The organism is Variovorax sp. VRV01 (assembly GCF_014852545.1).
Taxonomy (GTDB): Bacteria; Pseudomonadota; Gammaproteobacteria; order Burkholderiales; family Burkholderiaceae_C; genus Variovorax; species Variovorax beijingensis_A.
In genome coordinates, this window is record NZ_JACVBS010000002.1 from 442,350 (window position 1) to 465,290 (window position 22,941).

Sequence of the window (22,941 nt, forward strand, 5' to 3'; positions counted from 1 at the left end):
CTCGGCCAGGCTGCCGCAGGCGCCGTTTTTAGGCAGCCGCCTGCTCGGCCGGGGCCGAGGTCCGGATCAGGTGGTCGAAAGCGCCGAGCGCCGCCTTCGCGCCGTCCCCGGCCGCGATGATGATCTGCTTGAACGGCACGGTCGTCACGTCGCCCGCGGCAAACACGCCCGGCACCGAGGTCTGCCCCCTGGCGTCGACCACGATCTCGCCGTGCTTGGTCAGTTCGACCACGCCCTTGAGCCAGTCGGTGTTGGGCACCAGGCCGATCTGGATGAACACGCCTTCGAGTTCGACCTTCTTCAGCTCGCCGGTCGCGCGGTCCTTGTAGACCAGGCCGTTGACCTTCTGGTCGCCGGTGATCTCGGTGGTCTGCGCATTGGTGAACACGTCCACGTTCTTCAGGCTCTTGAGCTTGCGCTGCAGCACGGCGTCGGCGCGCAGGGCCGTGTCGAATTCGATCAGCGTGACATGGCCGACGATGCCGGCCAGGTCGATGGCCGCCTCGACGCCCGAATTGCCGCCGCCGATCACCGCCACGCGCTTGCCCTTGAACAGCGGGCCGTCGCAGTGCGGGCAGTAGGCCACGCCCTTGTTCTTGAACTCGTGCTCGCCGGGCACGTTGATGTTGCGCCAGCGCGCGCCTGTCGAGATGATGATCGACTTGCTCTTGAGCGAGGCGCCGCTTTCGAGCTGCACCTCGATCAGGTCCTTGCCCGGAACCAGCGCCTTGGCACGCTGCAGGTTCATGATGTCGACGTCGTAGTCGCGCACATGCTCTTCGAGGGCGTGGGCGAACTTCGGTCCTTCGGTTTCCTTGATCGAGATGAAGTTCTCGATGCCCAGCGTGTCGAGCACTTGGCCGCCGAAGCGCTCCGAAGCCACGCCGGTGCGGATGCCCTTGCGCGCCGCATACACGGCCGCCGCGGCGCCGGCCGGGCCGCCGCCGACGATCAGCACGTCGAACGGGTCCTTGGCGGCGATCTTCCTGGCCTCGCGCTCGACGCCGCTGGTGTCGATCTTCGCGAGGATTTCTTCGAGACTCATGCGGCCCTGGCCGAACTCGGTGCCGTTCAGGAACACGGTGGGCACCGCCATCACCTGGCGTTCCTTGACCTCTTCCTGGAAGGTGCCGCCCTCAATCATCGTGGTGCGGATGCGCGGGTTCTGGATGGCCATCAGGTTCAGCGCCTGGACCACGTCGGGGCAGTTGTGGCAGGTGAGCGAGACATAGATCTCGAACTCGAAGTCGCCGTCAAGTGCGCGGATCTGGTCGAGCACCGCCTGCTCGACCTTCGGGGGATAGCCGCCGATCTGCAGCAGCGCAAGGATCAGCGACGTGAATTCATGGCCCATCGGCAGGCCGGCAAAACGCGGGCCGTGATTCTCGCTCGGACGATTGACCGAGAAAGAAGGCTTGCGATGGTTGTCGTCGCGGCTTTCGGTCAGCTTGACCAGCGGCGACGCTTCGGCGACGTCCTTCAGCAGCGACAGCATTTCGCCCGAGGCCTTGCTGTCGTCGAGCGAGGCGACGATCTCGATCGGCTGCGTGGCGCGCTCGAGGTAACTCTTCAATTGGGCTTTGGTGCTGGCGTCGAGCATGACGGACTCTCTTTCGATAACTGAAAACTATCAACTGGGGACAAAAAAGCCCGGGGCCTCGTGAGCGCCCGGGCTTTCGCGCGGGACGCTCAGATCTTGCCGACGAGGTCGAACGAGGGCTTCAGCGTTTCAGCGCCTTCGGTCCACTTGGCGGGGCAGACTTCACCGGGGTGGGCAGCCACGTACTGGGCAGCCTTCACGCGGCGCAGCAGTTCGGCGGCGTCGCGGCCGATGCCGTTGTCGTGCACTTCGATGGTCTTGATCTTGCCTTCGGGATCGATCACGAAGGTGCCGCGGTAGGCGAGGCCGGCGTCTTCGCCTTCTTCGATCAGCACCTGGAAGGCGCGGGCCAGTTGCTGGCTCGGGTCGCCAATCAGCGGGTACTTGACCTTGCCGATGGTGTCCGAGGTGTCGTGCCATGCCTTGTGGGTGAAGTGGGTGTCGGTCGACACGCCATACACCTCGACGCCGAGTTTCTGGAATTCGGCGTAGTGGTCGGCGAGGTCGCCGAGTTCGGTGGGACACACGAACGTAAAGTCAGCCGGGTAGAACACCACGACCGACCATTTGCCCTTGAAGTTGTCGTTGCTGACCGGCACGAACTTGCCGTTGTGGTACGCGGTGGCCTTGAAGGGAATGATTTCGGTGTTGATCAGGGACATTGCTGTTTCCTTGGTGGTGGCTAATGAAAAGAACGAGACATGAGTATAGCTACCAATCTCATGATTTCAATAGTTATCAGCTATTAAAAGTATTGCAGCTTGCTATGTTTGCGATGGGCGCTGCCACGATCGAATACGAACGTGTATCACCATCAAACGCATGCAGACCGGCACAGCATGGGATTGCTTGCAAGGGCTCGCCCACCCCTCTCACAATCGGTGCTTTCAGAACAAGGAAAAAGAACATGAAGGGCGACCCCAAGGTCATCGAACATCTGCAGGCGCAGCTCAAGAACGAGCTCACTGCCATCAACCAGTACTTCCTGCACTACCGCATGCTCAAGCACTGGGGTCTGGACAAGCTGGCCAAGAAGGAATACGAGGAATCGATCGGCGAAATGAAGCACGCCGACAAGCTGATGGACCGCATCTTCATGCTCGACGGCCTGCCGAACCTGCAGGATCTGGGCAAGCTGAATATCGGCGAGGACGTGCCCGAACTGCTGAGTTGCGACCTCGGCGCCGAAACCGGCGCGCAAGCCACCATCAAGGACGGCATCGCCTACTGCGAGACGGTGCGCGACTACGTTTCGCGCGACCTGCTGCAGGAGATCCTGGACGACACGGAGGAGCACATCGACTTCCTCGAAACCCAGATCGACCTGATCGACAAGGTCGGCGTGCAGAACTATCTGCAGTCGCAGATGGGTGAAGTCAGCTGATCCTCCAAGGCCGGAGCGACGTTCTCAGTCGACATCGCCCGGCTCCTGCGGGCGCTTGTACCCGCTGAGCATGGCGGCAACCAGGTTTTCCCGGTGCCGCCAACTTGTGAAGGCGACACCGGCCAGGTGCAGGGCGATCAGCGCCACCAGTGTCCAGGCCAGGCTGCGGTGGAGCCATTCCACCCACGCCAATCCCCAGAACATGTCGAGCGAGTACATCCAGCCCGTGACGCCCGCCGCCGTCACCGTGGCAAGCAGCGCGACGACCATCCAGCCGCCCAGCGGGTTGTGGCCCAGATAGCGCTTTTCGCGTCGGGCCAGCACTTCGCACATGTAGTGCTGCACCTGCGCGGGAGACCGGACGAACTGCCGGAATCTCGCGTAGCGCCCTCCCCACCAGCCGCCGATGCAGCGCCCGGCAATCAGGGCCAGCGTGGCGTAGCCCGCGAGTTGGTGCTGCCGCAACAACGCCTCGCCACTGAACCATGCCACGGCAATGGCCGCGACCAGCGCCCAGTGCGTGGCGCGCAGCCAAAGTGCCCAGACCTGCACCGGCGGACGCCCGGGAGCCGCACGCACCGCGCGGCTCCTCAGGACGGCTGCTTCACCTGTCCGACTTTCTCGAAGGTCTTGGGATCGAAGAACGCCTCGGTGCGCTGGCCCTTCTCGTCGAAGCCGTAGACCTCGTAGCAGCCATTGAAGTCCTTGATCTGGCGTACCTTCCAGCCTTCGCCGGTCAGCTTGCGCTGCAGCTCCATCTGCGGGCGCATCTCTGCCTTGGGAACCGGCGCGCACTTGACCGCGTCGTGCTCGACGAACTGGGCGGAGACCGACGCAGACCAAAGGACGGCGGTTGCGGCGGCAGCACTGAAAAGAAGCGACTTGTTCATGAATGGTCTCCCGGCGGTGCAGGCGCCACGCAACGGCTCAGACGTCGAGCCACATGCGCAGCAGGTTGTGGTAAGTGCTCGTGAGGCCGATCACTCCGGAATCGGTCTCGCCATATTGGCTGCGGAGATGGCGCAAATGGTTGTCCATCTCGAACAGCAGCCGGCGCTGCTCGTCGCTGCGCACCATGCTCTGGATCCAGAAATAGCTCGCGGTCCGGTAGCCACGCGTCACCGGCAGCACCCGGTGGACGCTCGTGCCCGGATAGAGCACCATATCGCCGGCCGGCAGCTTGACGCGCTGCACACCGAAGGTGTCCTCGATCACGAGTTCGCCGCCGTCGTATTCGTCGGGCTCGGCCAGGAACAGGGTGCACGAGATGTCGGTGCGCACCCGGCCCGAGCCGTCGCGCAGGAAGCGGACGGCACTGTCCACATGGTTGCCGAAGCTGTTGGACGCACCGCCGTAGCGGTTGAACAGCGGCGGCGAAATCTGCTTGGGCAGCGCGGCCGAGAAGAAAAGCTGGTGCCGCTCCAGGCCGCGCAGCAGCAGTTGCTGCAGCGCGCGGGTTTCTTCGCAGTCTTCCCTCAATTGCTCGTTGTTCTTCGCCTGCGCCGACTGGCTGCCGGCGGTGATCCGGCCGTCGCCCCAGGGTGCATCGGCGAGGATCCCGCGGGCCTCGCGCAGCTCCTCGGAAGTGAGCACCTGTTTGATGTGCAGCAGCATGGCCCCGAGGATAGTCCGATCAGAAGCGCACGCCGACCGTGCCGAGCACCTGCCGCTTGGCGCCCAGGATGGCAAAGCCCGGATACAGCTGATCGCCGTAGGCCTTGTTGCTGAGGTTGTTGATGTTGATCTGCGCGTACACGTCCGGCGTGAACTTGTATTCGAGCATTGCATCGGCTACCACATAGCCCGGGACGCGGGCGGTCGCCGAGGCGGCACCGGTGGTGCCTGTCAACGGCCGGTTCTCGGTCGCGCCATGTGCGCCCAGTGCGACGCGCAGCTTCGGCGTTGCCTGGTAGCTGACCCAGACCGCACCCGACTGCTTGGGCGTGAGACCCACGCGCTGGCCGACCGAGGCCTGCGCTGCAGCTGCGCTGCCGGCCTGGTCGATCTTGGCGACCGGCATCCAGGTATACGAAGCGTAGATCTCCCACTGCCGGCCCAGGCGGCCGACGACGTCGAGTTCGACACCCGCGGTGTGCCGCTTGCCCGAGAGCGTGTAGGCCGAGCCGGCAAAATCGGCATCGGTAGTGCGCTCGTTGTACTTCTCGGTGCGGAAAATCGCGCCGCGCGTGGAGAGCGCGCCGTTCAGCCAGTCGAGCTTGGCACCCACCTCGAGGTTGCGGCTCTTCTCGGGCGGCGTGTTGGCGTTCTGCGGCGTGACGTACTGGTAGGTGTCGGCCGAGGTGTTGAACGAGGTGCCGTACGACACGTAGTACGACTGGGAATCGGAAGGCTGGTACATCACGCCGCCGCGATAGCTCCACGGCGAGTTCGACAGATGCGTGCTGGTGACGCTCAGCGGCGTGCTGCTCACTGCCCCGGCGCGATAGTTCAGTTGCTCGAAGTCGCCCTTGAAGCTGTCGTAGCGAATGCCGCCAAGCACCTTCCAGTGCGGCGCAACCTGGATCAGGTCCTGTACATAAAGGCCATACGCTTTCGCATCGTAGTTGCTCGAATTGCGCCATTGCGGCGACAGGCCGGTGCCGACCAGGCCAGCCCCATCGTCTGGCGTGCCGACGCGCGTGGGCGGGCGGATACCGAGCGTGCTGCCATTGTTCTGGAAGCGAATGGCCTCTTCCTTCGAGGCATCGATGCCGGCCAGCAGCTCATGCTTCATGCCGAGCGCATCGAACGCCAGGCTGTAGTCGCTCTGCGCATAGGTTCCCTTGTAGCGGTCCTTGCGCGGCGTGAGACCGCTGCGCGTGAGGAAGGTCGACGGGTCGAGCGAGGTGACCGCCCGGGTACCGGCCGGACAGGTTCCTGCCGCCGTGGGGAGTGCGCCACAGGCACCCACCGCCGTGCTCCATTGCGCCCGCTCGAACACGCCGCTGCGCACCTGCGTACGCAACTCGCCGCCATTGGCGAACCTGTGCTTCCACGCGCCGTGCACGTAATTCGCCTCGCCATCGACGAAGTCCGCCGAGGTGCCATAGAAGTCTCCGGGCTTGACCGGCGCCAGGCTGCCGTTGACGTAGCGCACGGCCGACATCGGCACGTTGTTGTTCTTGAGGTGGAACAGGCCGACGGTGAATTCGTCCGCTGTGCCGAGGCCCCAGCTGTACGAGGGTGCGATGCCGTACTTGTCGATCTTCGCGCCGCCGTTGTCGGCCTTGTTGTACATCGCGTTGATGCGCAGCGCCGAGTTCTCGCCGGTGCGTACGTTGAAATCGGCGGTGGTGCGAAAGTAGCCGCCGCTGCCCAGGGTGCCCACGACGTCGGTCTGGTCGGCCAGCAAAGGCTTCTTGCTCACCTGGTTCACGACGCCGCCCGTGGAGCCGCGGCCGAAGAGCATTGAGGCCGAGCCGCGCATCACTTCGACGCGGTCGAGGTTGAAGGTGTCGCGGTCGTACTGCGAGGGGTCGCGCATGCCGTCGATCATCAGGTCGCCGGTGCTGGCGATCGGGAAGCCGCGCAGCCGGATGTCCTGGTCGGTGCCGTTCTCGGTCGCGGCGAAAGTGATGCCCGCCGAATAGTGCAAGGCATCCTTCAACGTGTCGAGCTTGACGTCATCGATCAGCTTTTCGGTGATGACGTTGATCGACTGCGGAATATCGCGAATCTCCTGCGTTCCCTTGCCGATATTGGTTTTCTTGGTCTGGACCTGATCCTTGCCTTGCGCTTCGGCCTGCTCCGTCACCGTAATGGTTCCAAGGGTGCCGCCCTGCACCGTGGTCGCCGGCGTCTGCGCCCAGCTACTGACCGAGGCGGCCAGCATGAGTGCGCCAAACGGCAGCATCGCCGCTTCGCGCGGCGCGCCAGGCGCTGCAGTACGCGCCGCAGGAGCCGAGGAGGACAGGGGACGCGACGCACGAGCGCGCCGGCGGGCAGTATTGGACAAGAGAACCTCCAGGAAAGCCAAACGGCTGGTTTGAATGGCTGGCTGGGACCGGTGCTTCACCGGTGGTGGCTTGCCGAAATTTGGCTGGAGTGTAGTGCGAACGTAGTCTGAATCATTCGCACTTAGATTCTCCTGTTGCTAAAATGCTACCTTTTCCCATCCGAGTACCAAAGACCGCTTTCCGGGATAGTTATTGAAAATGCGAGGGATTCGTATTTATAATCGCCTCGAACCCAACCAGCCAGCCAACTGCCGCTTTCACCACCATGATCGTTTGCGTCTGCCGCCGAGTCTCCGACCGTGAAATCGCACGTCATGTGCGGGCCGGCATGACTTTCGACGAAGTCCAGTTCGAGCTTGGCGTGGCCACCCAATGTGGCCAGTGTGAAGGCTGTGCGCGCGATATCGTTGCGCAGTGCAGCGCCTCTCACCCGGTCGCCGCGTTGAACCGCGAATCGGGAACGAGTGCGATCCAGCTTGCCACCTCCATCTCGGAAAGCAAGGCATGGAACTCTTCTCGGCACTCGGCGGCAGCCTGATACTCGTTGCAGGCTCGGTCTGGTGGATCTTTCGTAAGTAAACAGTAGTCGTAGCGGTTTTGCTGCAATCGAGGCACCCTCCATGGGTGCCCGCATTCGAATTGGTTGATCGTGTCTGACCGCTTTGCCCCTCCCCCCTCCGTACTGGGCCTCTCGCGCAATGCACTCATTGCCGGGGGCGTGATCCTGTTTCATGCAGCGGCGCTGTGGGCGCTGCAAAGCGGCCTGCTGCGCCGCGCTGCTGAAGTGGTGATTCCTGTCGAAATCCTGAGCCAGTTCGTCGAGCCGCCCAAGCCGGCCGAACCGCCGCCGCCTCCCCCACCGCCGCCTCCGCAGCGCAAGCCCGAAGCCGTCAAGCCGCCGCCTCGCCCGGTGGCCATCCGCGAGCCGAAGCCGACACCCGCGCCCAGCGCGCCGGTCGGCGTGCCCGAGCCTCCCCCCCCCGCGCCCGTTGCGGAGGCTCCCGCCCCCACGCCGCCCGCGCCGCCGGCCCCGCCACCGGCGCCGCCCGCACCACGGACGATCGAAATCTCGGAAGGCCAGACGCGCTACGTCAGGGAACCCAAGCTCGTGTATCCCAGCATGAGCCGGCGCCTGGGCGAGTCGGGCACCACCGTCGTCTCGATCTATTTCGACAGCGAAGGCTTCGCCAAGCGCGTCGAACTCTTCAAATCCAGCGGATTCGAGCGCCTCGACGAAGCGGCGCTCAGCGCCGCCCGCACCGCCCAGGTCACGCCCTTCAGGCAAACGGGAGGCAACGCACAGACCACCTACCTGCTGCGAGCCCCCTTCTCATTCAAACTGAACTAATCTTTCTCTGGAGCAATTTCGTATGGATTCCCAATTCGGCTTGATGAACGTCTGGAACCAGGGCGATTTCGTCACCAAGGCCGTCGCGCTGCTGTTGATCGGCATGTCGCTAGCGTCGTGGATCGTGATCATCATCAAGGCACTCGACGTCATCAAATACAAGCGCCTTGCCAAGCATTCGCAGGACTTCTGGCACAGCGAAGACTTCGCCACCGCGCTCAACAAGCTCGGCAAGGACGACAGCAACCCGTTCCGCGCCCTGGCACTCGAAGGCCGCGAAGCGGCTGCGCACCATCGCAACACGAAGGCCCATCTGCACGATGCACTGGACGTGAGCGACTGGATCACGCGTTCGCTGCGCAACGGCATCGATGCCTTCACCGCGCGCCTTCAGACCGGCCTCGCCATCCTGGCATCGGTCGGTTCGACGGCGCCGTTCATCGGCCTCTTCGGCACCGTCTGGGGCATCTACCATGCGCTCATGAGCATCGGTTCGGCCGGCCAGGCCACCATCGACAAGGTGGCGGGCCCGATCGGCGAAGCACTGATCATGACGGCGCTGGGCCTCGCGGTGGCCATTCCAGCGGTGCTGGGCTACAACGCACTGGTGCGCGGCAACAAGTTTGTTCTCACCAAGCTCAACAGCTTTGCCCATGACCTGCACGCCTACTTCGTGACGGGCGCACGCGTGCAAAGCGGCGGCGGCGACGCCATCGTGGTTCCGCTCAAGAAGGGCTGAGATCATGGCTTTCGGAACCCAGGACGAACCCGACGAGGTGATGAACGAGATCAACATGACGCCGCTGGTCGACGTCATGCTGGTGCTGCTGATCATCTTCATCATCACGGTGCCGGTGATGAAGCACGCAGTCAACATCGACCTGCCCCGCGCCACCAGCGAACCTGAGCAACCCAAGCCGCAGAACATCCTGTTCAGCATCACGGCCGACGGCAGCTACTACTGGAACGAGCAGAAGATCGACGACGCCGAACTGCCCGCCCGCCTCGCCGCTGAGGCCGCCAAGGATCCGCAGCCCGAACTGCACATCCGCGGCGACAAGGATGTGCGCTACGAACGCGTGGCCAAGGCGATGTCGAAGGCGCGGGAAGCCGGCGTGCGCAAGATCGGCTTCGTGACCGAGCCCGACACGAAATAAGTCACTGAACGTCCTTAAAAAAATCGATCGCGGCGATTGACTTTTTATTGCGAATCATTATCATTCACTCATCGCTTCGATAAGGGAATTTCAGATGCAAGCCAAACCGAACGCCTTTTCTGTTCTGAGCCATCCTTCGCTCGACCAATCGGGTGGCGGACATGCGTCCATCCAGGCACCGCGCCCGGCGCCCATGGTCGAAAGCACGGAGCTTCTGAAAGGAAGCAAGACCGTGGGCATCATGCACAACGGTTCCCTCTACAGGCTCCAGGCCACCAAACTCGGCAAGCTGATCCTGACCAAGTAAGCCGTCAGCCCGCCCTTCGCGCAAGTTTCATCGTGGGGCGACTTGAGGAGATTCATCTCCGAGGGTCGTTTTTTGCTAGCCAACGGTTCGCCGACTAGCCAAGCTTTTTTTCACGCTGGATATCCAACAAAAACGCCGACTCGAAGTCGGCGTTTTGCTTTGGTGCGTCGAATGCTCAAAGACCGAGGGCTGCGATGCCGGCCTTGGCAATCTGGGCGTCTTCGTTCGACTTCACACCGCTCACGCCGACGGCGCCGATCACCTGGCCGTCCTTCACGATGGGGACGCCGCCCTCCAGCAGGCCCTGTACGGCGGGTGCCGTGAGAAACGCGCTGCGGCCGCCGTTGATGATGTCTTCGTAGACCTTGCTCTCGCGGCGCCCCATGGCTGCCGTGTGCGCCTTGGCGGGCGCAATGTGGGACGACAGCGCCGCGGCGCCATCGAGGCGCTGGAGCCACAGCAGGTTGCCGGCATCGTCGGAGATGGCGATGGTCACGGCCCAGTTGTTCTTGAGGGCCTCGGCTTCGGCAGCTGCGGCAATGGCCTTGACATCGGCGAGTTCGAGGAAGGACTTGGTCTTCATGTTGAGAATCAGGTTGCGTAAAACTCGACAGCATAACGGCCAACGGCTCCCTGGGCGCCCTGGTGCTTAGGACCATCGTCCATACGGTCTTTGTGCCGCCCCCCTCTTGCAGACCCCTAGAATGCGCCCAACTGCGTGATTGCAGCAACCCAAGGAGCTACGGCCATGAACGACCGCGTTACCACCCTCGACACTTCCGCCGGCTACGGCCAGGCGCTGCCGCAGGCTGAGCGCCAACGCGTCCTGCGCAACACCTACTGGCTGCTGGCGCTGAGCATGCTGCCCACCGTGCTGGGCGCCTGGGTCGGCGTCGCCACCGGCATCACCAGCTCGCTCACGGGCGGGTTGGGCCTCATGGTTTTCCTCGGCGGTGCCTTCGGCTTCATGTTCGCGATCGAGAAAACCAAGAACTCGGCCGCCGGCGTGCCGGTGCTGCTGGCCTTCACCTTCTTCATGGGCCTGATGCTGTCGCGGCTGATCGCGATGGTGCTGGGCTTCAAGAACGGTTCCGAGCTCATCATGACCGCGTTCGGCGGCACTGCCGGCGTTTTCTTCGTGATGGCATCGCTCGCCACCGTGATCAAGCGCGACCTGTCCGGCATGGGCAAATGGCTCTTCGTCGGCGCCATGGTGCTGATGGTGGGCGCCATCATCAACGTCTTCGTGGGCTCGAGCGCCGGCATGATGGCCATTTCGGTGGCCGCGATCGGCATCTTCTCGGCCTTCATGCTCTATGACCTGAAGCAGATCATGGACGGCGGCGAAACCAACTACATCAGCGCCACGCTCGCGCTCTACCTGGACCTGTTCAACGTATTCCAGAGCCTGCTGGCCCTGCTGGGCATTGCCGGCGGCGAACGCGACTGAGCGAACGAACGAGCGAGGCGCCGCAAGCGCCAACGAGAAAAGGGCCCGGCGGGCCCTTTTTTCATGCCAGGTCGAACACCGCAATCGACTCGACGTGCGCCGTGTGCGGGAACATGTTGATCACCCCCGCGAACGTGCAGCGATAGCCGGCCTGGTGCACCAGCAGGCCGGCGTCCCGCGCCAGGGTGGAGGGGTTGCAGCTCACGTAGACGATGCGCTTGGGCGGCGCCCAGCCATCGGTTCGCAGTTCGGGCTGCAGGTGCAGGTCGGCCATGGCCTTGGCCAGCGCGAAGGCGCCCTCTCGCGGCGGGTCAACCAGCCACTTGTCGGCACGGCCATCGGCCACCAGCATGGCGGGGGTCATTTCGAAGAGGTTGCGCGCCACGAATCGCGTCGCCGACAGCGCCCGCCGGGCGGCGGTGGCAGGCTGGTTCTTCCTGAAGTTGTCGCTCGCGCGCGCGACCAGGGTGTCGCTGCCCTCGATGCCCAGGACTTCGCGTGCACGGCTGGCCAGCGGCAGGGTGAAGTTGCCCAGGCCGCAGAACCAGTCGATCACGCGCTCGTCGGCCTGCACGTCGAGCAGGCGCAGCGCCTTTCCCACCAGGGCACGGTTGATGTGCGGATTGACCTGCGTGAAATCGGTGGGCTTGAACGGCATCGTCACACCGAACTGGGGCAGTTCGTAGGACAGCGGCATACCGCCTTCTTCCAGCAGCTTCACCGTGTCCGGCCCCTTGGCCTGCAGCCACCATTGGACGCCGGCGTTCTGCGCCGCAAAGTCCTTCAGGCGGCCGATGTCCGCATTGGAGAGCGGCTCCAGGTGCCTCAGCACCAAGGCGATCGTGCCGAGCGAGGTGGTACCGGGCGCATCGCCGCAGGCGAGCTCGATCTGCGGGCAGGTTTCTCGGGCGTCCAGCGAACCGATCAATGCGCGCAAGGGCATCAGCATGTCGCTGACCTGCTTGGGCAGCACCGGGCATACCTGCATGTCGGCGAGATACCGGCTCTTGCGCTCATGGAAGCCGATCAGCACGGTGCCCTTCTTGACCACATGGCGCACCGAAAGCCGCGCACGGTAGCGGTAGTGCCAGGCCGGGCCTTCCAGCGGCCGCAGCACGTTGTCGGGCCGCACCTTGCCGAGGTGCCACAGGTTGTCCTCGAGGGCGCGCTGCTTCACCGCAACCTGCGCCGCCTCGTCCAGATGCTGCATCTTGCAGCCGCCGCACGCACCGGTATGCAAACCGAAATGCGGGCAGCCAGGCCGAACCCGCTGCGACGATTCGCGCCGGATGGCCGTGACCGTGCCCTGCTCCCAGTTGTTCTTGCGGCGATGAACGTTGAACTGCACTTCTTCGAAAGGTAGAGCGCCTTCGATGAACACGACCATGCCTTCGGCGTTGTGCGCCACGCCTTGCGCGTCGAGGTCGAGCGACTCGACCTTGAGCCATTCGCCCGCCGCGGTTGCCGGGGTTTTCGCGGGGACTTTCTTTTCTTCGATGGATTCCGTCATCCCCCGATTGTCTCAGCGCCGGCCCGGCCCTCCGCGGCCACGGCAAACCCCCGCTAGAACAAGGCGTCGCGCCCCACGCCGGAACGGGTCAGCTGGCGCCGCATCTTGGCCAGCGCCTCGTTCTGGATCTGCCTCACGCGCTCGCGCGTCAGCCCGAGGCGCACGCTCAGCACTTCGAGCGTCTCGGGCTCGCGGTCGTGCAGGCCGTAGCGGCCCTCCAGCACCTCGCGCTCGCGCGCGTCGAGGGCGTGGACCCATTGATCGAGCAGGCGCGCGACCTCGTGAGTGTGCGTGACATCGGTCGGATCACCCTGCCCGTCGTCGGACGCCACGGTGTCGGCCAGGGTGAAGCCTTCGTCTCCGTGCGCATCGCCGGCATCCAGCGAACGCGGCGCCTCAGCCAGCGCCAGCAGTTCCGCAACCGCCTGCACGTCCAGTCCCAGAAATGCGGCGACATCCTCCACGCGCACGCCGTCGGGCCGATGCGCCAGGAACTCGGCATCGCCTTCGAGCGTGCGGCGGGCCCGCAGCACCTGCTGCAGTTCACGCACCACATGCACCGGCAGGCGGATGGCACGCGCCTGGGTCAACACGGCGCGCTCGACCGACTGGCGGATCCACCAGGTCGCATAGGTGGAAAAGCGAAAGCCCCGTTCGGGTTCGAACTTGGTGATGGCGTGCATCAGGCCGAGATTGCCTTCCTCGATGAGGTCGGAAAGCGGTACGCCCCGGCCCAGATAGGCCTTGGCGATGTTCACAACCAGCCTCAGGTTGTGCTCGATCATCGATTGCCGCGCTGCAAAGTCGCCGGCGCGCGCGGCACATGCGGCCTGGTATTCCTCTTCGGGCGTGAAGAGCTCGCTACGCCGCACCTGGCGCAGGTAAATCGTCAGGGCATCGGCGCCTTCGCCGCCGGGCGAATCGGTTGCGGCAATCAGGTCTGCAGCAAGTGCAGCAGGCTTCGCAGGCGAGCCCTGCGGGCCGCTCTCTACAGCCCTGCCCCGGCCCACCAGCCGACGCACGGGTAGTGCGCGACGGGGGCTGGAAGCGGCCATGGCATCACCGGCTCGGCAAGTAGCGCGCCGGGTCGACGGGCTTGCCCTGGCGGCGGATTTCGAAATGCAGCTTGACGCGGTCGGCGTCGCTGTTGCCCATCTCGGCGATCTTCTGGCCCTTTTGCACCGACTGGTCCTCCTTCACGAGCAGCGTCTGGTTGTGCGCATAGGCCGTGAGGTAGGTGTTGTTGTGCTTCAGGATGATCAGGTTGCCATAGCCGCGCAAACCTGCACCGGCGTAGACCACGCGGCCGTCGGCAGCCGCGAGGACGGCATCGCCCGCCTTGCCGCCGATGTCGAAGCCCTTGTTCTTGGCGTCGTCGAACCCCGCGAGCAGCGTGCCGTGCGCCGGCCAGATCCAGCCGAGGTCCTCGTCGCCCGAGCTTGCTGCGGGCGCCGATGGCGACGCCGTGACCGGCGGCTTGCCGACCGCGGCACTGGCGGGCGCTGCAGGCACCACCGCCGACGGCGGCGTGACCGGCTTGGTCACCACGCCCTCGGAAGAAGGAGCAGGCGCGGTTGCGACAGAGGCAGCCGGTCCCACCGGCGGCACCACGCGCAGCACCTGTCCGACTTCGATCAGGTCGGGATTTTCAAGATTGTTCCAGCGAACGATGTTCTGCCAGCTCTGGCCGGTTTCGTTTCCGATGCGGCGAATCGTGTCGCCGGGCCGTACTGCGTAATAGCCGGGCTTGCCATAGTTCTCGATGCCTGGAAGCGGCTTGCCCGAAGCGTCGGTGGTGATGAGCGGGCCACCGGGTGCCGCATTGGGCGCACGCGTCATCGTGCCCCGGTCTTCGACCGGTGCCGGCCCTCGCGGTGCGGCGCAGCCCGCGATCACGAGCACAACTGCCAACGTGATACCAGCGCACCAACTCCGATTGCCAAAACCCTGCATTTGTTGTTCCTTCAAGCGATGCCCGATTTTAGGGGGACAAAGTGAACCGCCTCAAGAATGCGGCGCTCGAGTCCACGGGCGGTTTTGTCAATGACGACGAGCGCCTGCCCGCCGCCCGCCGAGTGCGTGGGCGCCACGATGCGTCCGCCGACGGCGAGTTGCTCGATCCAGGCCTGCGGCACCGCCTCGCCGCCTGCCGCGGCGATGATGCCGGCGTAAGGCGCACCCTTGGCATAGCCGACCATGCCGTCGCCCAGCATCAGATGAACCGTGGCCAGCCGGAAGTGCCGCAGGTTGGCGCGCGCGCGTTCGTGCAGTCCGCGCAGGCGCTCGATGCTGTAGACCTCCGTGGCCACGTGGTTCAGCACCGCGGCCTGGTAGCCGCAGCCGGTGCCGATTTCCAGCACGCGGCCGAGACGGTCCTGCGGCTTGCCGGCCAATGCGGGCGCCCCCAGCAGGAGCTCGATCATGCGGGCCACCACGCTCGGCTTGGAGATGGTCTGGCCCAGCCCGATCGGCAGGCTCGTGTCTTCATAGGCCTGGTTGACGAGCGCGCTGTCGACGAAGAGATGCCGCTCGACCGCGCTCAGCGCGCGCAGCACGCGCGCATCGGCAATGCCTTGGGCAGCGAGCTTCTGCACCATGCGCGCGCGCACGGCGTCGGAGGCCATCGAAGGCGTGGCCGGCACCATCGGCTTGGCAGGCACGGCGGGCAGGCGCCCGCGCGTGGCGGCCGAGGCGGTGGGTGTCAGGCGAACCGGGAATCCAGGCCGTTGCGTGGCCATGCTCAATTACCGAGACGGGCAACCGTCTCGCGCCACTGGCCCAGGTTGGCATGGTCGGTCAGGTCGATCTGCAGCGGCGTCAGCGCAATGTGGCCGGCGGCGGTGGCATGGAAGTCGGTGCCTTCGCCGCTGTCCTTGGCGCCTCCGGCACCTGCAATCCAGTACATCGTCTCGCCCCGCGGGCTTTCCTGAGTGATGACTTTCTCCGCCGAATGGCGCCGGCCCAGCCGGCAAACCTGGATCGGCTTGAGCTCGTCGAGCGGCCGGTTCGGAACGTTCACGTTGAGCAGGAAGGCGCCGCCGTCCAGCATGCGCTCGCGCTCGATCTGCTGCACCAGGCGCCGGGCCACCTGCGCGGCCGCGTCGACATGCGCCCAGCCCTTCTCGATCTGCGAGAACGCGATGGCGGGGATGCCGAACAGATAGGCCTCCATGGCCGCACCCACGGTGCCGGAGTAGATGGTGTCGTCGCCCATGTTGGCGCCGTTGTTGATGCCGGAGACCACCAGGTCGGGCCGGTAGCCGAGCAGCCCCTTGAGCGCGATGTGAACGCAATCGGCCGGCGTGCCTGTCACGTAGCGAAAACCGTTGTGCGCCTTGTGCACGTAGAGCGGCGCCGCCAGCGTGAGGGCATTCGACTTGGCGCTGTTGTTGTGCTCGGGTGCAACCACCTCGACGTCCGCGATGTCTTTCAATGCGTCGTGCAATGCGACGATGCCCGGCGCCTGAAAACCATCGTCGTTGGAAATAAGTATCTTCATGGTGCTTTTCAGTGCCCGGATTGTAGGCGCCGCGTGCGTCGCAGCAGGGACAACGGCGCCCTGCCGCGCCCCCTATCATCGCCTCGCATTCATTGCCCACACACGACTGATTCAAAGGAGACCCGAGCATGCACGCATGGCTTTGCGAAAACCCCACCGGCGTCGATGCGCTGACCTGGAAGGAACTGCCGACGCCGGCGCCGGGTCCGGGCCAGGTGCTGATCGAAATCAGGGCCGCCAGCCTCAACTTCCCCGATCTGCTGATCGTGCAGAACAAATACCAGATCAAGCCGCCGCTGCCGTTCGTGCCCGGTTCGGAATACGCCGGCGTCGTCCAGGCGGTGGGCGAAGGCGTCACCCACCTGAAGGTCGGCCAGAACGTGGCGTGTCTCTCGGGCACGGGCGGCTTCGCAACCCACACGCTGGCGCCGGCGGCGCTGTGCATGCCGCTGCCCGAAGGCTTCGGCCATGTCGACGCGGCGGCGTTCATCATGATCTATGCCACCTCGTGGCATGCGCTGATGGACCGCGCACAACTCAAGGCCGGTGAAACCGTGCTCGTGCTCGGTGCAGCAGGCGGCGTGGGCACCGCCGCCATTCAAATCGCAAAGGCGGCAGGCGCCAAAGTGATTGCGGCGGCTTCTACCGACGAGAAATGCGAACTCTGCCGCTCCATTGGCGCCGACGCCACGATCAACTACACCACGCATGCGCTTCCAGGCGGCTTTCGCGATGCCATCAAGGCCGCGACCGACGGCAAAGGCCCCGATGTCATTTACGACCCGGTGGGCGGTGATTTCGCCGAGCCTGCATTTCGCTCGATTGCATGGCGCGGACGCTATTTGGTGGTCGGCTTTGCCTCCGGGCCGATTCCCTCGCTGCCATTGAACCTCACGCTGTTGAAAGGCGCTTCCCTGGTCGGCGTGTTCTGGGGCGATTTCGCCAAGCGCGAGCCCAAGGCCAATGCACAAATGATGGCCGAATTGGCGCACTGGTACGGGCAGGGAAAGATCAAGCCCGTGATCGACAGCACGATGCAGATGTCACAATTGAAAGCCGCCTATGCCCACATGGGATCGCGCGGCGTCAAAGGAAAACTCGTGATGGTGAACTGAGTGCCGCGGGTTTGCCCGGATTCGCACCCAATAAAAAAGCCCGCATCCGCGGGCTTTTTTATTGGCCAGTGGCCCGCTTCGGCGCTTACTTGATCTCGAACTCGGAAAGCGACTTGCCCGCAGCCAGTGCCTCGGTCACCCAACGCGGCTTGCGGCCGCGGCCGCCAGACCAGGTTTCGCCGGTTGGACCACGGTATTTGGCTGCTGCCTTGACCGCGGGAACCCCTGCGCTGCGCTTGACCGAGCCGCCGCGTGCACTGAGTTTCAGGTCCGACGCGGTCAGGCCGTATTCAGCGATCTTCCGGCGCACATCTTCAATCACGCCTGCGCGCTCTTGGTTGCGAAGGTCTTCGGCCTGCTTGCGCAATTGCGCAATCTGCTCGTCGTACTTCTTGATCTGGGAATTGATATCGGCAAGGGTCGAAGCCATTGTTGGACTCCTGAAAATTGGAAACGGGGCGGATTTTAATTCAATTCCAATTTATTACAAGCGGGCCGTTGCGGGAAAATTGAGGGCCCTGCGCCAGGTTTGCGGCAACGCACAATGCAGCGCGCACCGGTTTGGACGCTTTTTATGAAGCCAAAGGAAGAGTGCTGCGCCAGCGGCAAGAGCCGAAAATGACAACGCCGGGCTGGCCCGGCGTTGTGTTCCCGTGGACGCTATTGCGCAATAGCAGTCGGGAAAGATGTTTTGGGGTGGCTGATGGGACTCGAACCCACGACGACCAGAATCACAATCTGGGACTCTACCAGCTGAGCTACAGCCACCGCAGAGCCTTCAATTGTAGCGGCAAAAACCCCGGTTTTCGCCACCGGGGCATCCGAACGGGCCTGAAATTCTTCTCAACCCGTGGCGAGGGGCCCGGCCGGGGCTGTCTTCTTGATCTTGATCGAGCCATCCGGCCTTTCGCAGGTGCCGATCAGCAGGCCGCTCGCGAGCGCGTGCTTCCGCAGGGCGTCGAACACCTCGTCCCGGCCTGGCGCCGCGGAAAACGCGGGCATGCCGTCGAGCGCGAACAGCTGGAAGGCGTAGCGGTGAGCGCCGTGTCCCGGGGGCGGATCGGGAGGCAGCCAGGCGGCCTGCAGCCCGGAGTTGCGACCCACGTGCAAACCGGCGGCGCCGGCATTGTCCCGGCTCGGGATGGCCGCTTCGTCGAGCTTGCCCTCGGTCGGCCGCAGCCCGACGACGATGGCATGCACGAGCGGATTCGGCGTGGGCGAATCGGCGTCCTCGACCACCAGCACCAGCGATCCGGTGCCCGCCGGAAGCCCGGCCCATTGCAGCGGCGGCGACAGGCCTTCTCCATCGGCCGTATGGCGCGACGGCAAGGGCGCGTGGTCCGCGAAAGCAACGCTGCTCAAGGCGATCGACGCCATGCCCTGCCGCATGCCCAGCGTATTGAAGACGATCTTGTCCAGGCCCGCGCGCATTCCCTGCAGCGCGTGGCCGATGACTTCAGGCAGTTTTTCCAGCATGGTCCCGGTATAGCGCTGCGCCGCGAAGCGCCCTGTAGGACGCAGCAGCAACCAGGACATGGCCGTCTGCGCCAAAGTTCTCGGACATCGAGCCCGATGTGATTCGGCCGGCTTCGGCGATCGCGTTGCTCCGCTATCATGAGCGCCGCTTGCTTCGACGGTTCGCGCGTTCTGCAGCGACCGCCACTTTCCATTTCACCGCCAAAGGAATTTCTTCATGAGCATCGTCTGGACCATCCTGATCGGGTTCATCGTGGGTCTGGTGGCGCGGGCCGTCAAGCCGGGCGACGATTCCGCCGGCTTCATCGTGACCACGCTGATCGGCGTGGCAGGTTCCTTGATCGTGACCTATGTCGGCCAGGCGCTCGGCTGGTACACCGCGGGCCAGGGTGCGGGCTTCATTGCCTCGGTGCTCGGCGCGATCGTGCTGCTGATCCTGTACGGCCTGATCAAGCGCAAGAGCTGACCCGGCCGGCAGTGCGGATCGATGCCGCGCAAACCACGGGCCAGGCACCACGTCTACGTGGTCGAACTCGATGACCGCGTCTGGAACCATGGCCGGTTCAGGCGCGCGAATCCCGACTACCAGCTCGGCAAGCCCTTCGTCTACGTGGGAATGACCGGGCTGGACCCCGACATCCGCTTCGACAAGCACAAGGCCGGCATCCAGGCCAACAGCTTCGTCCAGGCCTTCGGCCTCAGGCTGCTGCCTGCGCTCTACGAACGCTACAACCCGTTGAGCTACGAGGATGCACGATCGATGGAGGTCGAGCTCGGCATCGCGCTGCGCAGGAGCGGCTACGGCGTCTGGCAGGCCTGAGGCCGATCGTGCCCCTGCACCGGGGCCTCAGGCGTAGGTGATCCAGTTCTCGTAGGCCGCAGCGTCCAGGTGCGGCAGCGTGTTGTAGGTGACGAGCATGTGCCGCTTGGGCGTGAAGGCGAACTCCGTCACGGCGGTGTTCCGGATGCGCAGGTTCAGTTCGATCGTGGTTTCCGGGCTCGTTCCCAGCACATGGCCAACCGCCGTGCTGATGGGTCCGCCGCTCGACACCACCAGCACCTTGGCGCCATGGTGGCGGGCGCGCACATGGTCGAGCGCCGTTGTCACGCCCGCCAGGAAGTCGACATAGCTCGGCATGCCGACGGGCCGGGTCCGGCCCTGCATCCAGGCGCCGAGGCCATCGCGCAAGAGGCGGAAGTGGTGGCGGTACATCTCGGGCGAGTCGGGCTTCTCGAGCTTGCCTTCGTGGATGGTGGCAATGACCGCCTCGCTGTCGTACTCGTTGAGCCCGGGCCACGCCAGCACATCGTCGCGCTTCAGCGCCAGTCCCTCGGCAATGCCTTCCCAGGTCTGGCGATGGCGCTTCAGGGTGCCGGTGATCACGGCATCGAAATGCATGCCGCGCTCCCGCCAGTATTCGCCGAGGCGCACGGACTGCCTGTGCCCGAGCTCGCTCAGCTTGTCGTAGTCGGCAGCGCCGAAACTGGCCTGGCCGTGGCGCACGAGATAGAGGGTTCCCATGCCTGGGATTCTGGCGACAAGCGCAGCTTGCACTTGTCCCACGTGCGACGAGTGCCGCGGGCCGCTGACCCAGGCGCGACAGCGCGCGCCGGTCCCACGGGTCAGCGGGCTGCCGTGGGCAGCGTCTCCGCCGGCTTCGGCACGAGGATCTCGGCCTTGAAGCGTTCCTTCAGCACGTTGTAGTAAGCAACTTCTTCCGCCGCAGCCACCGACTGGCCGACCTGCGCGTTCTCCTGCTGCGTTTGCTCAGGCGCCGACGGCGTGCGCGGAACCACCTTCGTCACGCGGACCACCGCATAGCCTTGCGTACCCAGGTCGACGCCCACCAGCGCAGGCAGCTTGGACGCGTCGGCGCGCAGCGCTGCATCGATGACGGCAATGGGCTGGGCCTGCGCTTCGCGTCGCGAAACCGTGACCGGCGCGCCAAAGGTGGCGCCGTCGGCCTTGGCAGTCCAGGCGGCGAGCTTGGCTTCGCCCTCTGCCTTGGCCATGACCGCGGCACGCTCGGTGATGAGCTGCGCACGGATCTTGTCCTTGACTTCGGCCAGGGGCATCGGATGCGCGGGCGTGTACTGCGTCACGCGGCCTGCCGCGAGCTGGTTGGAGCCGACTTCGATGGCTTCGGTGTTCTGCTTGCGGTCCAGCGAATCGGCCGCGAACAGCGCGTTCAGGAAATTGCGGTTCGCCAGCACGCCGGTGGCGCCCGGCGGCGGCGTGCGCGAGACGTTGCCGGCCGTCTGGATCGTGAGCTTCAGCTTTTCCGCCGCGGGCTTGAGGCTGTCGGGCTGCTGGTAGACCGCATCGGTGAAGGTTTCCGCGGCCTTCGCGAATTCCTGCGTCGCCTGCTGCGCACGGACTTCGTTCTCGATGGTGGCGCGCACCTGCTCGAAGGGCGGCACCACGGCCGGCTTGATGTCGGCGAGGCGGATGATGTGATAGCCGAACTCGGTTTCGACCACGTCGCTGATGTCGCCCTTCTTGAGCGCGAACAGCGCATCCTCGAAGGGCTTGACCATCGCGCCGCGGGTCACGAAATCGAGGTCGCCGCCCTTCTCCGCCGATCCGGGATCCTGCGAGTTCTTGCGCGCGACGTCGGCGAAGGTGGCGGGCGCCTTCCTCACTTCGGCGAGCAATTGCTCTGCCCTGGCCTTGGCCTTGGCGCGGTCGGCTGCCGGTGCGCTTGCCGGTGCGGTGATCAGGATGTGGCTGGCGCGGCGTTCTTCCTTGGTGCCGAAGCGCGCCGTGTTCTGCTCGTAGTAGGTCTTGAGGTCGGCCTCGTTGACCGAGATGTTCTTCTTGGCCGCTTCCAGGTCGAGCACGAGGTATTCGATGCTGGCCTGCTCGGGCGCCTGGAACTGGGCGGTGTGGGCCTTGTAGTAGGCCTCCACGTCGGCATCGCTCACGGTCACCTTGGACGCGAAGCTCTCGGGGTTGAAGCGCGCGACCTGGATCTCGCGGCGGTCGTAGAAGGCGTTGATGGTTGCCGCAGCCAGCGCGGGCGGCGTGAAGGCCGTGCCGGTGATGCCCAACAGCATTTGCTGCGTGGCCAGTTCGGCGCGCATCGACGCCTCGTACTGCTCCGGCGTGCGGCCGGTGACGCGCTGGAAGCTCTCGCGGTCGAACTTGCCGTCCGGCGTGCGGAACGCCGCAAGGCCCGTGTCCTGCGCGAAGATGCGCGACAGACGCTCTTCGGAGACGGTCACGTTCGACTTGGCCGCCGCCGCGGCCAGCACGCGGTCGCGCACCATGCGCTCCAGCGTGGCATAGCGCATCACGTCGGATTCGAGCAGCGCCGGGTCGACGTTGGGCGATTGCTGGCGGATGCGGTCGGTCTCGAGGCGATGCTGCGCATCCCACTCGGGCCGGGTGATGCTCTGGCCATCGACCCGCGCAACCTTCACTTCGCCGCCGGAGCCCTGATAGCGCTCCACGCCAAAGAGGACGAACGAGGGAATGATCAGCAAGAACAAGAAAATCATGACGATCTTGTTGTACTTGCGGAAGAAATCAAACATGCTTGAACACTCTTTTGCGACGGATGTCGGGACGGCAATAAAAAAGGCGAACCAGTGTTCGCCTTTGCATCGGGTGGTGGTGGGTGCTGAGGGGCTCGAACCCCCGACCTACGCCTTGTAAGGGCGCCGCTCTACCAGCTGAGCTAAGCACCCCACCGGGAATACTTCTCCGAGTCTACGTCTTAGTTCAGCGCGTCTTTCAACGCCTTGCCCGGACGGAACTTCGGAATCTTGGCGGCCTTGATTTTAATCGCGTCGCCGGTGCGCGGATTGCGGCCGGTGCGAGCCGCCCTTTTGCCGACTGCGAAAGTGCCAAAACCGACCAGCGACACCGAGCCGCCTTTTTTGAGCGTGGTACGAATGGCGCCGATGGTGGATTCCAGCGCGCGGGTAGCGGCTGCCTTGGAAATATCGGCGTTCTTTGCGATGTGCTCAATCAGTTCGGTCTTGTTCACAAGGGCCCCTTGTAGAAGAAATAAAGTTGGTCGGCTTTCGTCAGCTGCGAGCTGGCCGCGAAATGACGCGGCTCGACAAGCCTGGCAGGACTGACGCCTCGGCAGCGCGCTGCCAGCGAGGATTACAACCACTGGTCTGCAGGGTGT

At 64.6% G+C, this 22,941-nt stretch carries 27 protein-coding genes and 2 tRNA genes; 10 read left to right on the forward strand and 19 right to left on the reverse strand.

Translation table 11 applies throughout. From position 1 onward, the window contains the following. Positions 1 to 28: 28 nt before the first annotated feature. Positions 29 to 1,600, reverse strand: coding sequence for an alkyl hydroperoxide reductase subunit F (ahpF, locus tag IB278_RS05820; protein ID WP_192322935.1), 1,572 nt, complete (start codon positions 1,598 to 1,600; stop codon positions 29 to 31). Between the two features lie 89 nt (positions 1,601 to 1,689). Next, positions 1,690 to 2,262, reverse strand: coding sequence for an alkyl hydroperoxide reductase subunit C (gene ahpC, locus IB278_RS05825; protein ID WP_025569327.1), 573 nt, complete (start codon positions 2,260 to 2,262; stop codon positions 1,690 to 1,692). A gap of 245 nt (positions 2,263 to 2,507) precedes the next feature. Here ahpC and bfr point away from each other — a divergent pair, with 245 nt between their 5' ends. Then, entirely contained in the window at positions 2,508 to 2,984 is a 477-nt protein-coding gene (gene bfr / locus IB278_RS05830) for a bacterioferritin (protein WP_025569326.1), read from the forward strand. 24 nt (positions 2,985 to 3,008) lie between these two features. Here the strand turns inward: bfr and IB278_RS05835 are convergent, their stop codons facing one another. From IB278_RS05835 to IB278_RS05850, 4 genes are read right to left on the reverse strand one after another with little or no spacing between them, the layout of a single operon-like run. Continuing rightward, the gene (locus tag IB278_RS05835; RefSeq protein ID WP_192322936.1) at positions 3,009 to 3,563 is read right to left on the reverse strand and encodes a cytochrome b/b6 domain-containing protein; all 555 of its coding nucleotides are present in this window, start codon (positions 3,561 to 3,563) and stop codon (positions 3,009 to 3,011) included. 11 nt (positions 3,564 to 3,574) lie between these two features. Continuing rightward, entirely contained in the window at positions 3,575 to 3,874 is a 300-nt protein-coding gene (locus IB278_RS05840; RefSeq protein ID WP_025569324.1) for a PepSY domain-containing protein, read from the reverse strand. Positions 3,875 to 3,911: 37 nt separating this feature from the next. Continuing rightward, positions 3,912 to 4,598, reverse strand: a complete 687-nt coding sequence (locus tag IB278_RS05845) for a Fe2+-dependent dioxygenase (protein ID WP_025569323.1) — start codon at positions 4,596 to 4,598, stop codon at positions 3,912 to 3,914. A gap of 19 nt (positions 4,599 to 4,617) precedes the next feature. Then, positions 4,618 to 6,837, reverse strand: a complete 2,220-nt coding sequence (locus IB278_RS05850) for a TonB-dependent receptor (RefSeq protein WP_145745918.1) — start codon at positions 6,835 to 6,837, stop codon at positions 4,618 to 4,620. 368 nt (positions 6,838 to 7,205) lie between these two features. On the opposite strand from IB278_RS05850, the gene IB278_RS05855 reads away from it, so the two are divergent. The 5 genes from IB278_RS05855 (at position 7,206) to hemP (ending at position 9,752) form a co-directional block, all read left to right on the forward strand. Next, positions 7,206 to 7,478, forward strand: coding sequence for a bacterioferritin-associated ferredoxin (locus tag IB278_RS05855; RefSeq protein WP_018903007.1), 273 nt, complete (start codon positions 7,206 to 7,208; stop codon positions 7,476 to 7,478). A 108-nt stretch (positions 7,479 to 7,586) separates the two neighbouring features. Beyond that, positions 7,587 to 8,288, forward strand: coding sequence for an energy transducer TonB (locus IB278_RS05860; protein WP_412556318.1), 702 nt, complete (start codon positions 7,587 to 7,589; stop codon positions 8,286 to 8,288). 22 nt (positions 8,289 to 8,310) lie between these two features. After that, complete coding sequence (locus tag IB278_RS05865) at positions 8,311 to 9,027, forward strand: MotA/TolQ/ExbB proton channel family protein (RefSeq protein WP_025569321.1); 717 nt, start codon at positions 8,311 to 8,313, stop codon at positions 9,025 to 9,027. 4 nt (positions 9,028 to 9,031) lie between these two features. Beyond that, the gene (locus tag IB278_RS05870; protein WP_192322938.1) at positions 9,032 to 9,445 is read left to right on the forward strand and encodes an ExbD/TolR family protein; all 414 of its coding nucleotides are present in this window, start codon (positions 9,032 to 9,034) and stop codon (positions 9,443 to 9,445) included. Positions 9,446 to 9,539: 94 nt separating this feature from the next. Continuing rightward, positions 9,540 to 9,752, forward strand: a complete 213-nt coding sequence (gene hemP, locus IB278_RS05875; RefSeq protein ID WP_018903010.1) for a hemin uptake protein HemP — start codon at positions 9,540 to 9,542, stop codon at positions 9,750 to 9,752. Positions 9,753 to 9,927: 175 nt separating this feature from the next. Here the strand turns inward: hemP and IB278_RS05880 are convergent, their stop codons facing one another. Further along, positions 9,928 to 10,335: a GlcG/HbpS family heme-binding protein gene (locus IB278_RS05880; protein WP_012746944.1), complete on the reverse strand. Its 408-nt coding sequence runs from the start codon at positions 10,333 to 10,335 to the stop codon at positions 9,928 to 9,930. A 165-nt stretch (positions 10,336 to 10,500) separates the two neighbouring features. Between IB278_RS05880 and IB278_RS05885 the strand changes: the two genes are divergently transcribed. Further along, positions 10,501 to 11,202: a Bax inhibitor-1/YccA family protein gene (locus IB278_RS05885; RefSeq protein WP_025569319.1), complete on the forward strand. Its 702-nt coding sequence runs from the start codon at positions 10,501 to 10,503 to the stop codon at positions 11,200 to 11,202. Positions 11,203 to 11,263: 61 nt separating this feature from the next. Here the strand turns inward: IB278_RS05885 and rlmD are convergent, their stop codons facing one another. The 5 genes from rlmD to surE are packed head-to-tail and all read right to left on the reverse strand — an operon-like array spanning position 11,264 to position 16,211. After that, positions 11,264 to 12,712 (reverse strand): 23S rRNA (uracil(1939)-C(5))-methyltransferase RlmD, encoded by a 1,449-nt coding sequence (gene rlmD / locus IB278_RS05890; protein WP_025569318.1) that lies wholly within the window; start codon positions 12,710 to 12,712, stop codon positions 11,264 to 11,266. A 53-nt stretch (positions 12,713 to 12,765) separates the two neighbouring features. Further along, complete coding sequence (locus IB278_RS05895) at positions 12,766 to 13,767, reverse strand: sigma-70 family RNA polymerase sigma factor (RefSeq protein WP_192322939.1); 1,002 nt, start codon at positions 13,765 to 13,767, stop codon at positions 12,766 to 12,768. Between the two features lie 4 nt (positions 13,768 to 13,771). Further along, positions 13,772 to 14,665, reverse strand: coding sequence for a peptidoglycan DD-metalloendopeptidase family protein (locus IB278_RS05900; RefSeq protein ID WP_025569316.1), 894 nt, complete (start codon positions 14,663 to 14,665; stop codon positions 13,772 to 13,774). Between the two features lie 11 nt (positions 14,666 to 14,676). After that, complete coding sequence (locus IB278_RS05905) at positions 14,677 to 15,450, reverse strand: protein-L-isoaspartate(D-aspartate) O-methyltransferase (protein ID WP_192322940.1); 774 nt, start codon at positions 15,448 to 15,450, stop codon at positions 14,677 to 14,679. 2 nt (positions 15,451 to 15,452) lie between these two features. Further along, on the reverse strand, positions 15,453 to 16,211 hold the full coding sequence (surE, locus tag IB278_RS05910) for a 5'/3'-nucleotidase SurE (RefSeq protein ID WP_145745925.1): 759 nt from the start codon (positions 16,209 to 16,211) through the stop codon (positions 15,453 to 15,455). A gap of 128 nt (positions 16,212 to 16,339) precedes the next feature. Between surE and IB278_RS05915 the strand changes: the two genes are divergently transcribed. Then, complete coding sequence (locus IB278_RS05915; protein ID WP_018903014.1) at positions 16,340 to 17,326, forward strand: NADPH:quinone oxidoreductase family protein; 987 nt, start codon at positions 16,340 to 16,342, stop codon at positions 17,324 to 17,326. An 85-nt stretch (positions 17,327 to 17,411) separates the two neighbouring features. Here the strand turns inward: IB278_RS05915 and IB278_RS05920 are convergent, their stop codons facing one another. The 3 genes from IB278_RS05920 to IB278_RS05930 all read right to left on the reverse strand — a co-directional run bounded on the left by IB278_RS05920 (position 17,412) and on the right by IB278_RS05930 (position 18,862). Further along, on the reverse strand, positions 17,412 to 17,756 hold the full coding sequence (locus IB278_RS05920; RefSeq protein WP_012746936.1) for an H-NS family nucleoid-associated regulatory protein: 345 nt from the start codon (positions 17,754 to 17,756) through the stop codon (positions 17,412 to 17,414). Positions 17,757 to 18,018: 262 nt separating this feature from the next. Continuing rightward, positions 18,019 to 18,094 (reverse strand) — tRNA-His (locus IB278_RS05925). Between the two features lie 75 nt (positions 18,095 to 18,169). Then, a complete protein-coding gene (locus IB278_RS05930) occupies positions 18,170 to 18,862 on the reverse strand; it encodes a YbhB/YbcL family Raf kinase inhibitor-like protein (protein WP_225612741.1) in 693 nt (230 codons plus the stop codon). A gap of 157 nt (positions 18,863 to 19,019) precedes the next feature. On the opposite strand from IB278_RS05930, the gene IB278_RS05935 reads away from it, so the two are divergent. Then, positions 19,020 to 19,268 (forward strand): GlsB/YeaQ/YmgE family stress response membrane protein, encoded by a 249-nt coding sequence (locus tag IB278_RS05935; protein WP_012746934.1) that lies wholly within the window; start codon positions 19,020 to 19,022, stop codon positions 19,266 to 19,268. 21 nt (positions 19,269 to 19,289) lie between these two features. Continuing rightward, positions 19,290 to 19,622: a hypothetical protein gene (locus tag IB278_RS05940; RefSeq protein ID WP_192322941.1), complete on the forward strand. Its 333-nt coding sequence runs from the start codon at positions 19,290 to 19,292 to the stop codon at positions 19,620 to 19,622. 27 nt (positions 19,623 to 19,649) lie between these two features. Here IB278_RS05940 and IB278_RS05945 read toward each other — a convergent pair whose 3' ends face one another. The 4 genes from IB278_RS05945 to IB278_RS05960 form a co-directional block, all read right to left on the reverse strand. Continuing rightward, complete coding sequence (locus IB278_RS05945; protein ID WP_145745929.1) at positions 19,650 to 20,324, reverse strand: histidine phosphatase family protein; 675 nt, start codon at positions 20,322 to 20,324, stop codon at positions 19,650 to 19,652. A 101-nt stretch (positions 20,325 to 20,425) separates the two neighbouring features. After that, complete coding sequence (locus IB278_RS05950) at positions 20,426 to 22,339, reverse strand: SurA N-terminal domain-containing protein (protein ID WP_192322942.1); 1,914 nt, start codon at positions 22,337 to 22,339, stop codon at positions 20,426 to 20,428. A gap of 77 nt (positions 22,340 to 22,416) precedes the next feature. After that, a tRNA-Val gene (locus tag IB278_RS05955) sits at positions 22,417 to 22,492 on the reverse strand. A 29-nt stretch (positions 22,493 to 22,521) separates the two neighbouring features. Then, positions 22,522 to 22,794, reverse strand: a complete 273-nt coding sequence (locus tag IB278_RS05960; protein ID WP_007830705.1) for an HU family DNA-binding protein — start codon at positions 22,792 to 22,794, stop codon at positions 22,522 to 22,524. Positions 22,795 to 22,941: the final 147 nt, after the last annotated feature.

Bases quoted from the DNA above. Each gene is read 5' to 3' on its own strand.
- IB278_RS05850 (WP_145745918.1), bottom strand. From the start codon at position 6,837: ATGCTGCCGTTTGGCGCACTCATGCTGGCCGCCTCGGTCAGTAGCTGG.
- rlmD (WP_025569318.1), bottom strand. From the start codon at position 12,712: ATGACGGAATCCATCGAAGAAAAGAAAGTCCCCGCGAAAACCCCGGCA.
- IB278_RS05900 (WP_025569316.1), bottom strand. From the start codon at position 14,665: ATGCAGGGTTTTGGCAATCGGAGTTGGTGCGCTGGTATCACGTTGGCA.
- IB278_RS05880 (WP_012746944.1), bottom strand. From the start codon at position 10,335: ATGAAGACCAAGTCCTTCCTCGAACTCGCCGATGTCAAGGCCATTGCC.
- ahpC (WP_025569327.1), bottom strand. From the start codon at position 2,262: ATGTCCCTGATCAACACCGAAATCATTCCCTTCAAGGCCACCGCGTAC.
- IB278_RS05840 (WP_025569324.1), bottom strand. From the start codon at position 3,874: ATGAACAAGTCGCTTCTTTTCAGTGCTGCCGCCGCAACCGCCGTCCTT.
- ahpF (WP_192322935.1), bottom strand. From the start codon at position 1,600: ATGCTCGACGCCAGCACCAAAGCCCAATTGAAGAGTTACCTCGAGCGC.
- IB278_RS05865 (WP_025569321.1), top strand. From the start codon at position 8,311: ATGGATTCCCAATTCGGCTTGATGAACGTCTGGAACCAGGGCGATTTC.
- IB278_RS05935 (WP_012746934.1), top strand. From the start codon at position 19,020: ATGAGCATCGTCTGGACCATCCTGATCGGGTTCATCGTGGGTCTGGTG.
- surE (WP_145745925.1), bottom strand. From the start codon at position 16,211: ATGAAGATACTTATTTCCAACGACGATGGTTTTCAGGCGCCGGGCATC.
- bfr (WP_025569326.1), top strand. From the start codon at position 2,508: ATGAAGGGCGACCCCAAGGTCATCGAACATCTGCAGGCGCAGCTCAAG.
- IB278_RS05885 (WP_025569319.1), top strand. From the start codon at position 10,501: ATGAACGACCGCGTTACCACCCTCGACACTTCCGCCGGCTACGGCCAG.
- IB278_RS05940 (WP_192322941.1), top strand. From the start codon at position 19,290: ATGCCGCGCAAACCACGGGCCAGGCACCACGTCTACGTGGTCGAACTC.
- hemP (WP_018903010.1), top strand. From the start codon at position 9,540: ATGCAAGCCAAACCGAACGCCTTTTCTGTTCTGAGCCATCCTTCGCTC.
- IB278_RS05915 (WP_018903014.1), top strand. From the start codon at position 16,340: ATGCACGCATGGCTTTGCGAAAACCCCACCGGCGTCGATGCGCTGACC.
- IB278_RS05905 (WP_192322940.1), bottom strand. From the start codon at position 15,450: ATGGCCACGCAACGGCCTGGATTCCCGGTTCGCCTGACACCCACCGCC.
- IB278_RS05845 (WP_025569323.1), bottom strand. From the start codon at position 4,598: ATGCTGCTGCACATCAAACAGGTGCTCACTTCCGAGGAGCTGCGCGAG.
- IB278_RS05945 (WP_145745929.1), bottom strand. From the start codon at position 20,324: ATGGGAACCCTCTATCTCGTGCGCCACGGCCAGGCCAGTTTCGGCGCT.
- IB278_RS05855 (WP_018903007.1), top strand. From the start codon at position 7,206: ATGATCGTTTGCGTCTGCCGCCGAGTCTCCGACCGTGAAATCGCACGT.
- IB278_RS05920 (WP_012746936.1), bottom strand. From the start codon at position 17,756: ATGGCTTCGACCCTTGCCGATATCAATTCCCAGATCAAGAAGTACGAC.
- IB278_RS05950 (WP_192322942.1), bottom strand. From the start codon at position 22,339: ATGTTTGATTTCTTCCGCAAGTACAACAAGATCGTCATGATTTTCTTG.
- IB278_RS05930 (WP_225612741.1), bottom strand. From the start codon at position 18,862: ATGTCCTGGTTGCTGCTGCGTCCTACAGGGCGCTTCGCGGCGCAGCGC.
- IB278_RS05895 (WP_192322939.1), bottom strand. From the start codon at position 13,767: ATGGCCGCTTCCAGCCCCCGTCGCGCACTACCCGTGCGTCGGCTGGTG.
- IB278_RS05870 (WP_192322938.1), top strand. From the start codon at position 9,032: ATGGCTTTCGGAACCCAGGACGAACCCGACGAGGTGATGAACGAGATC.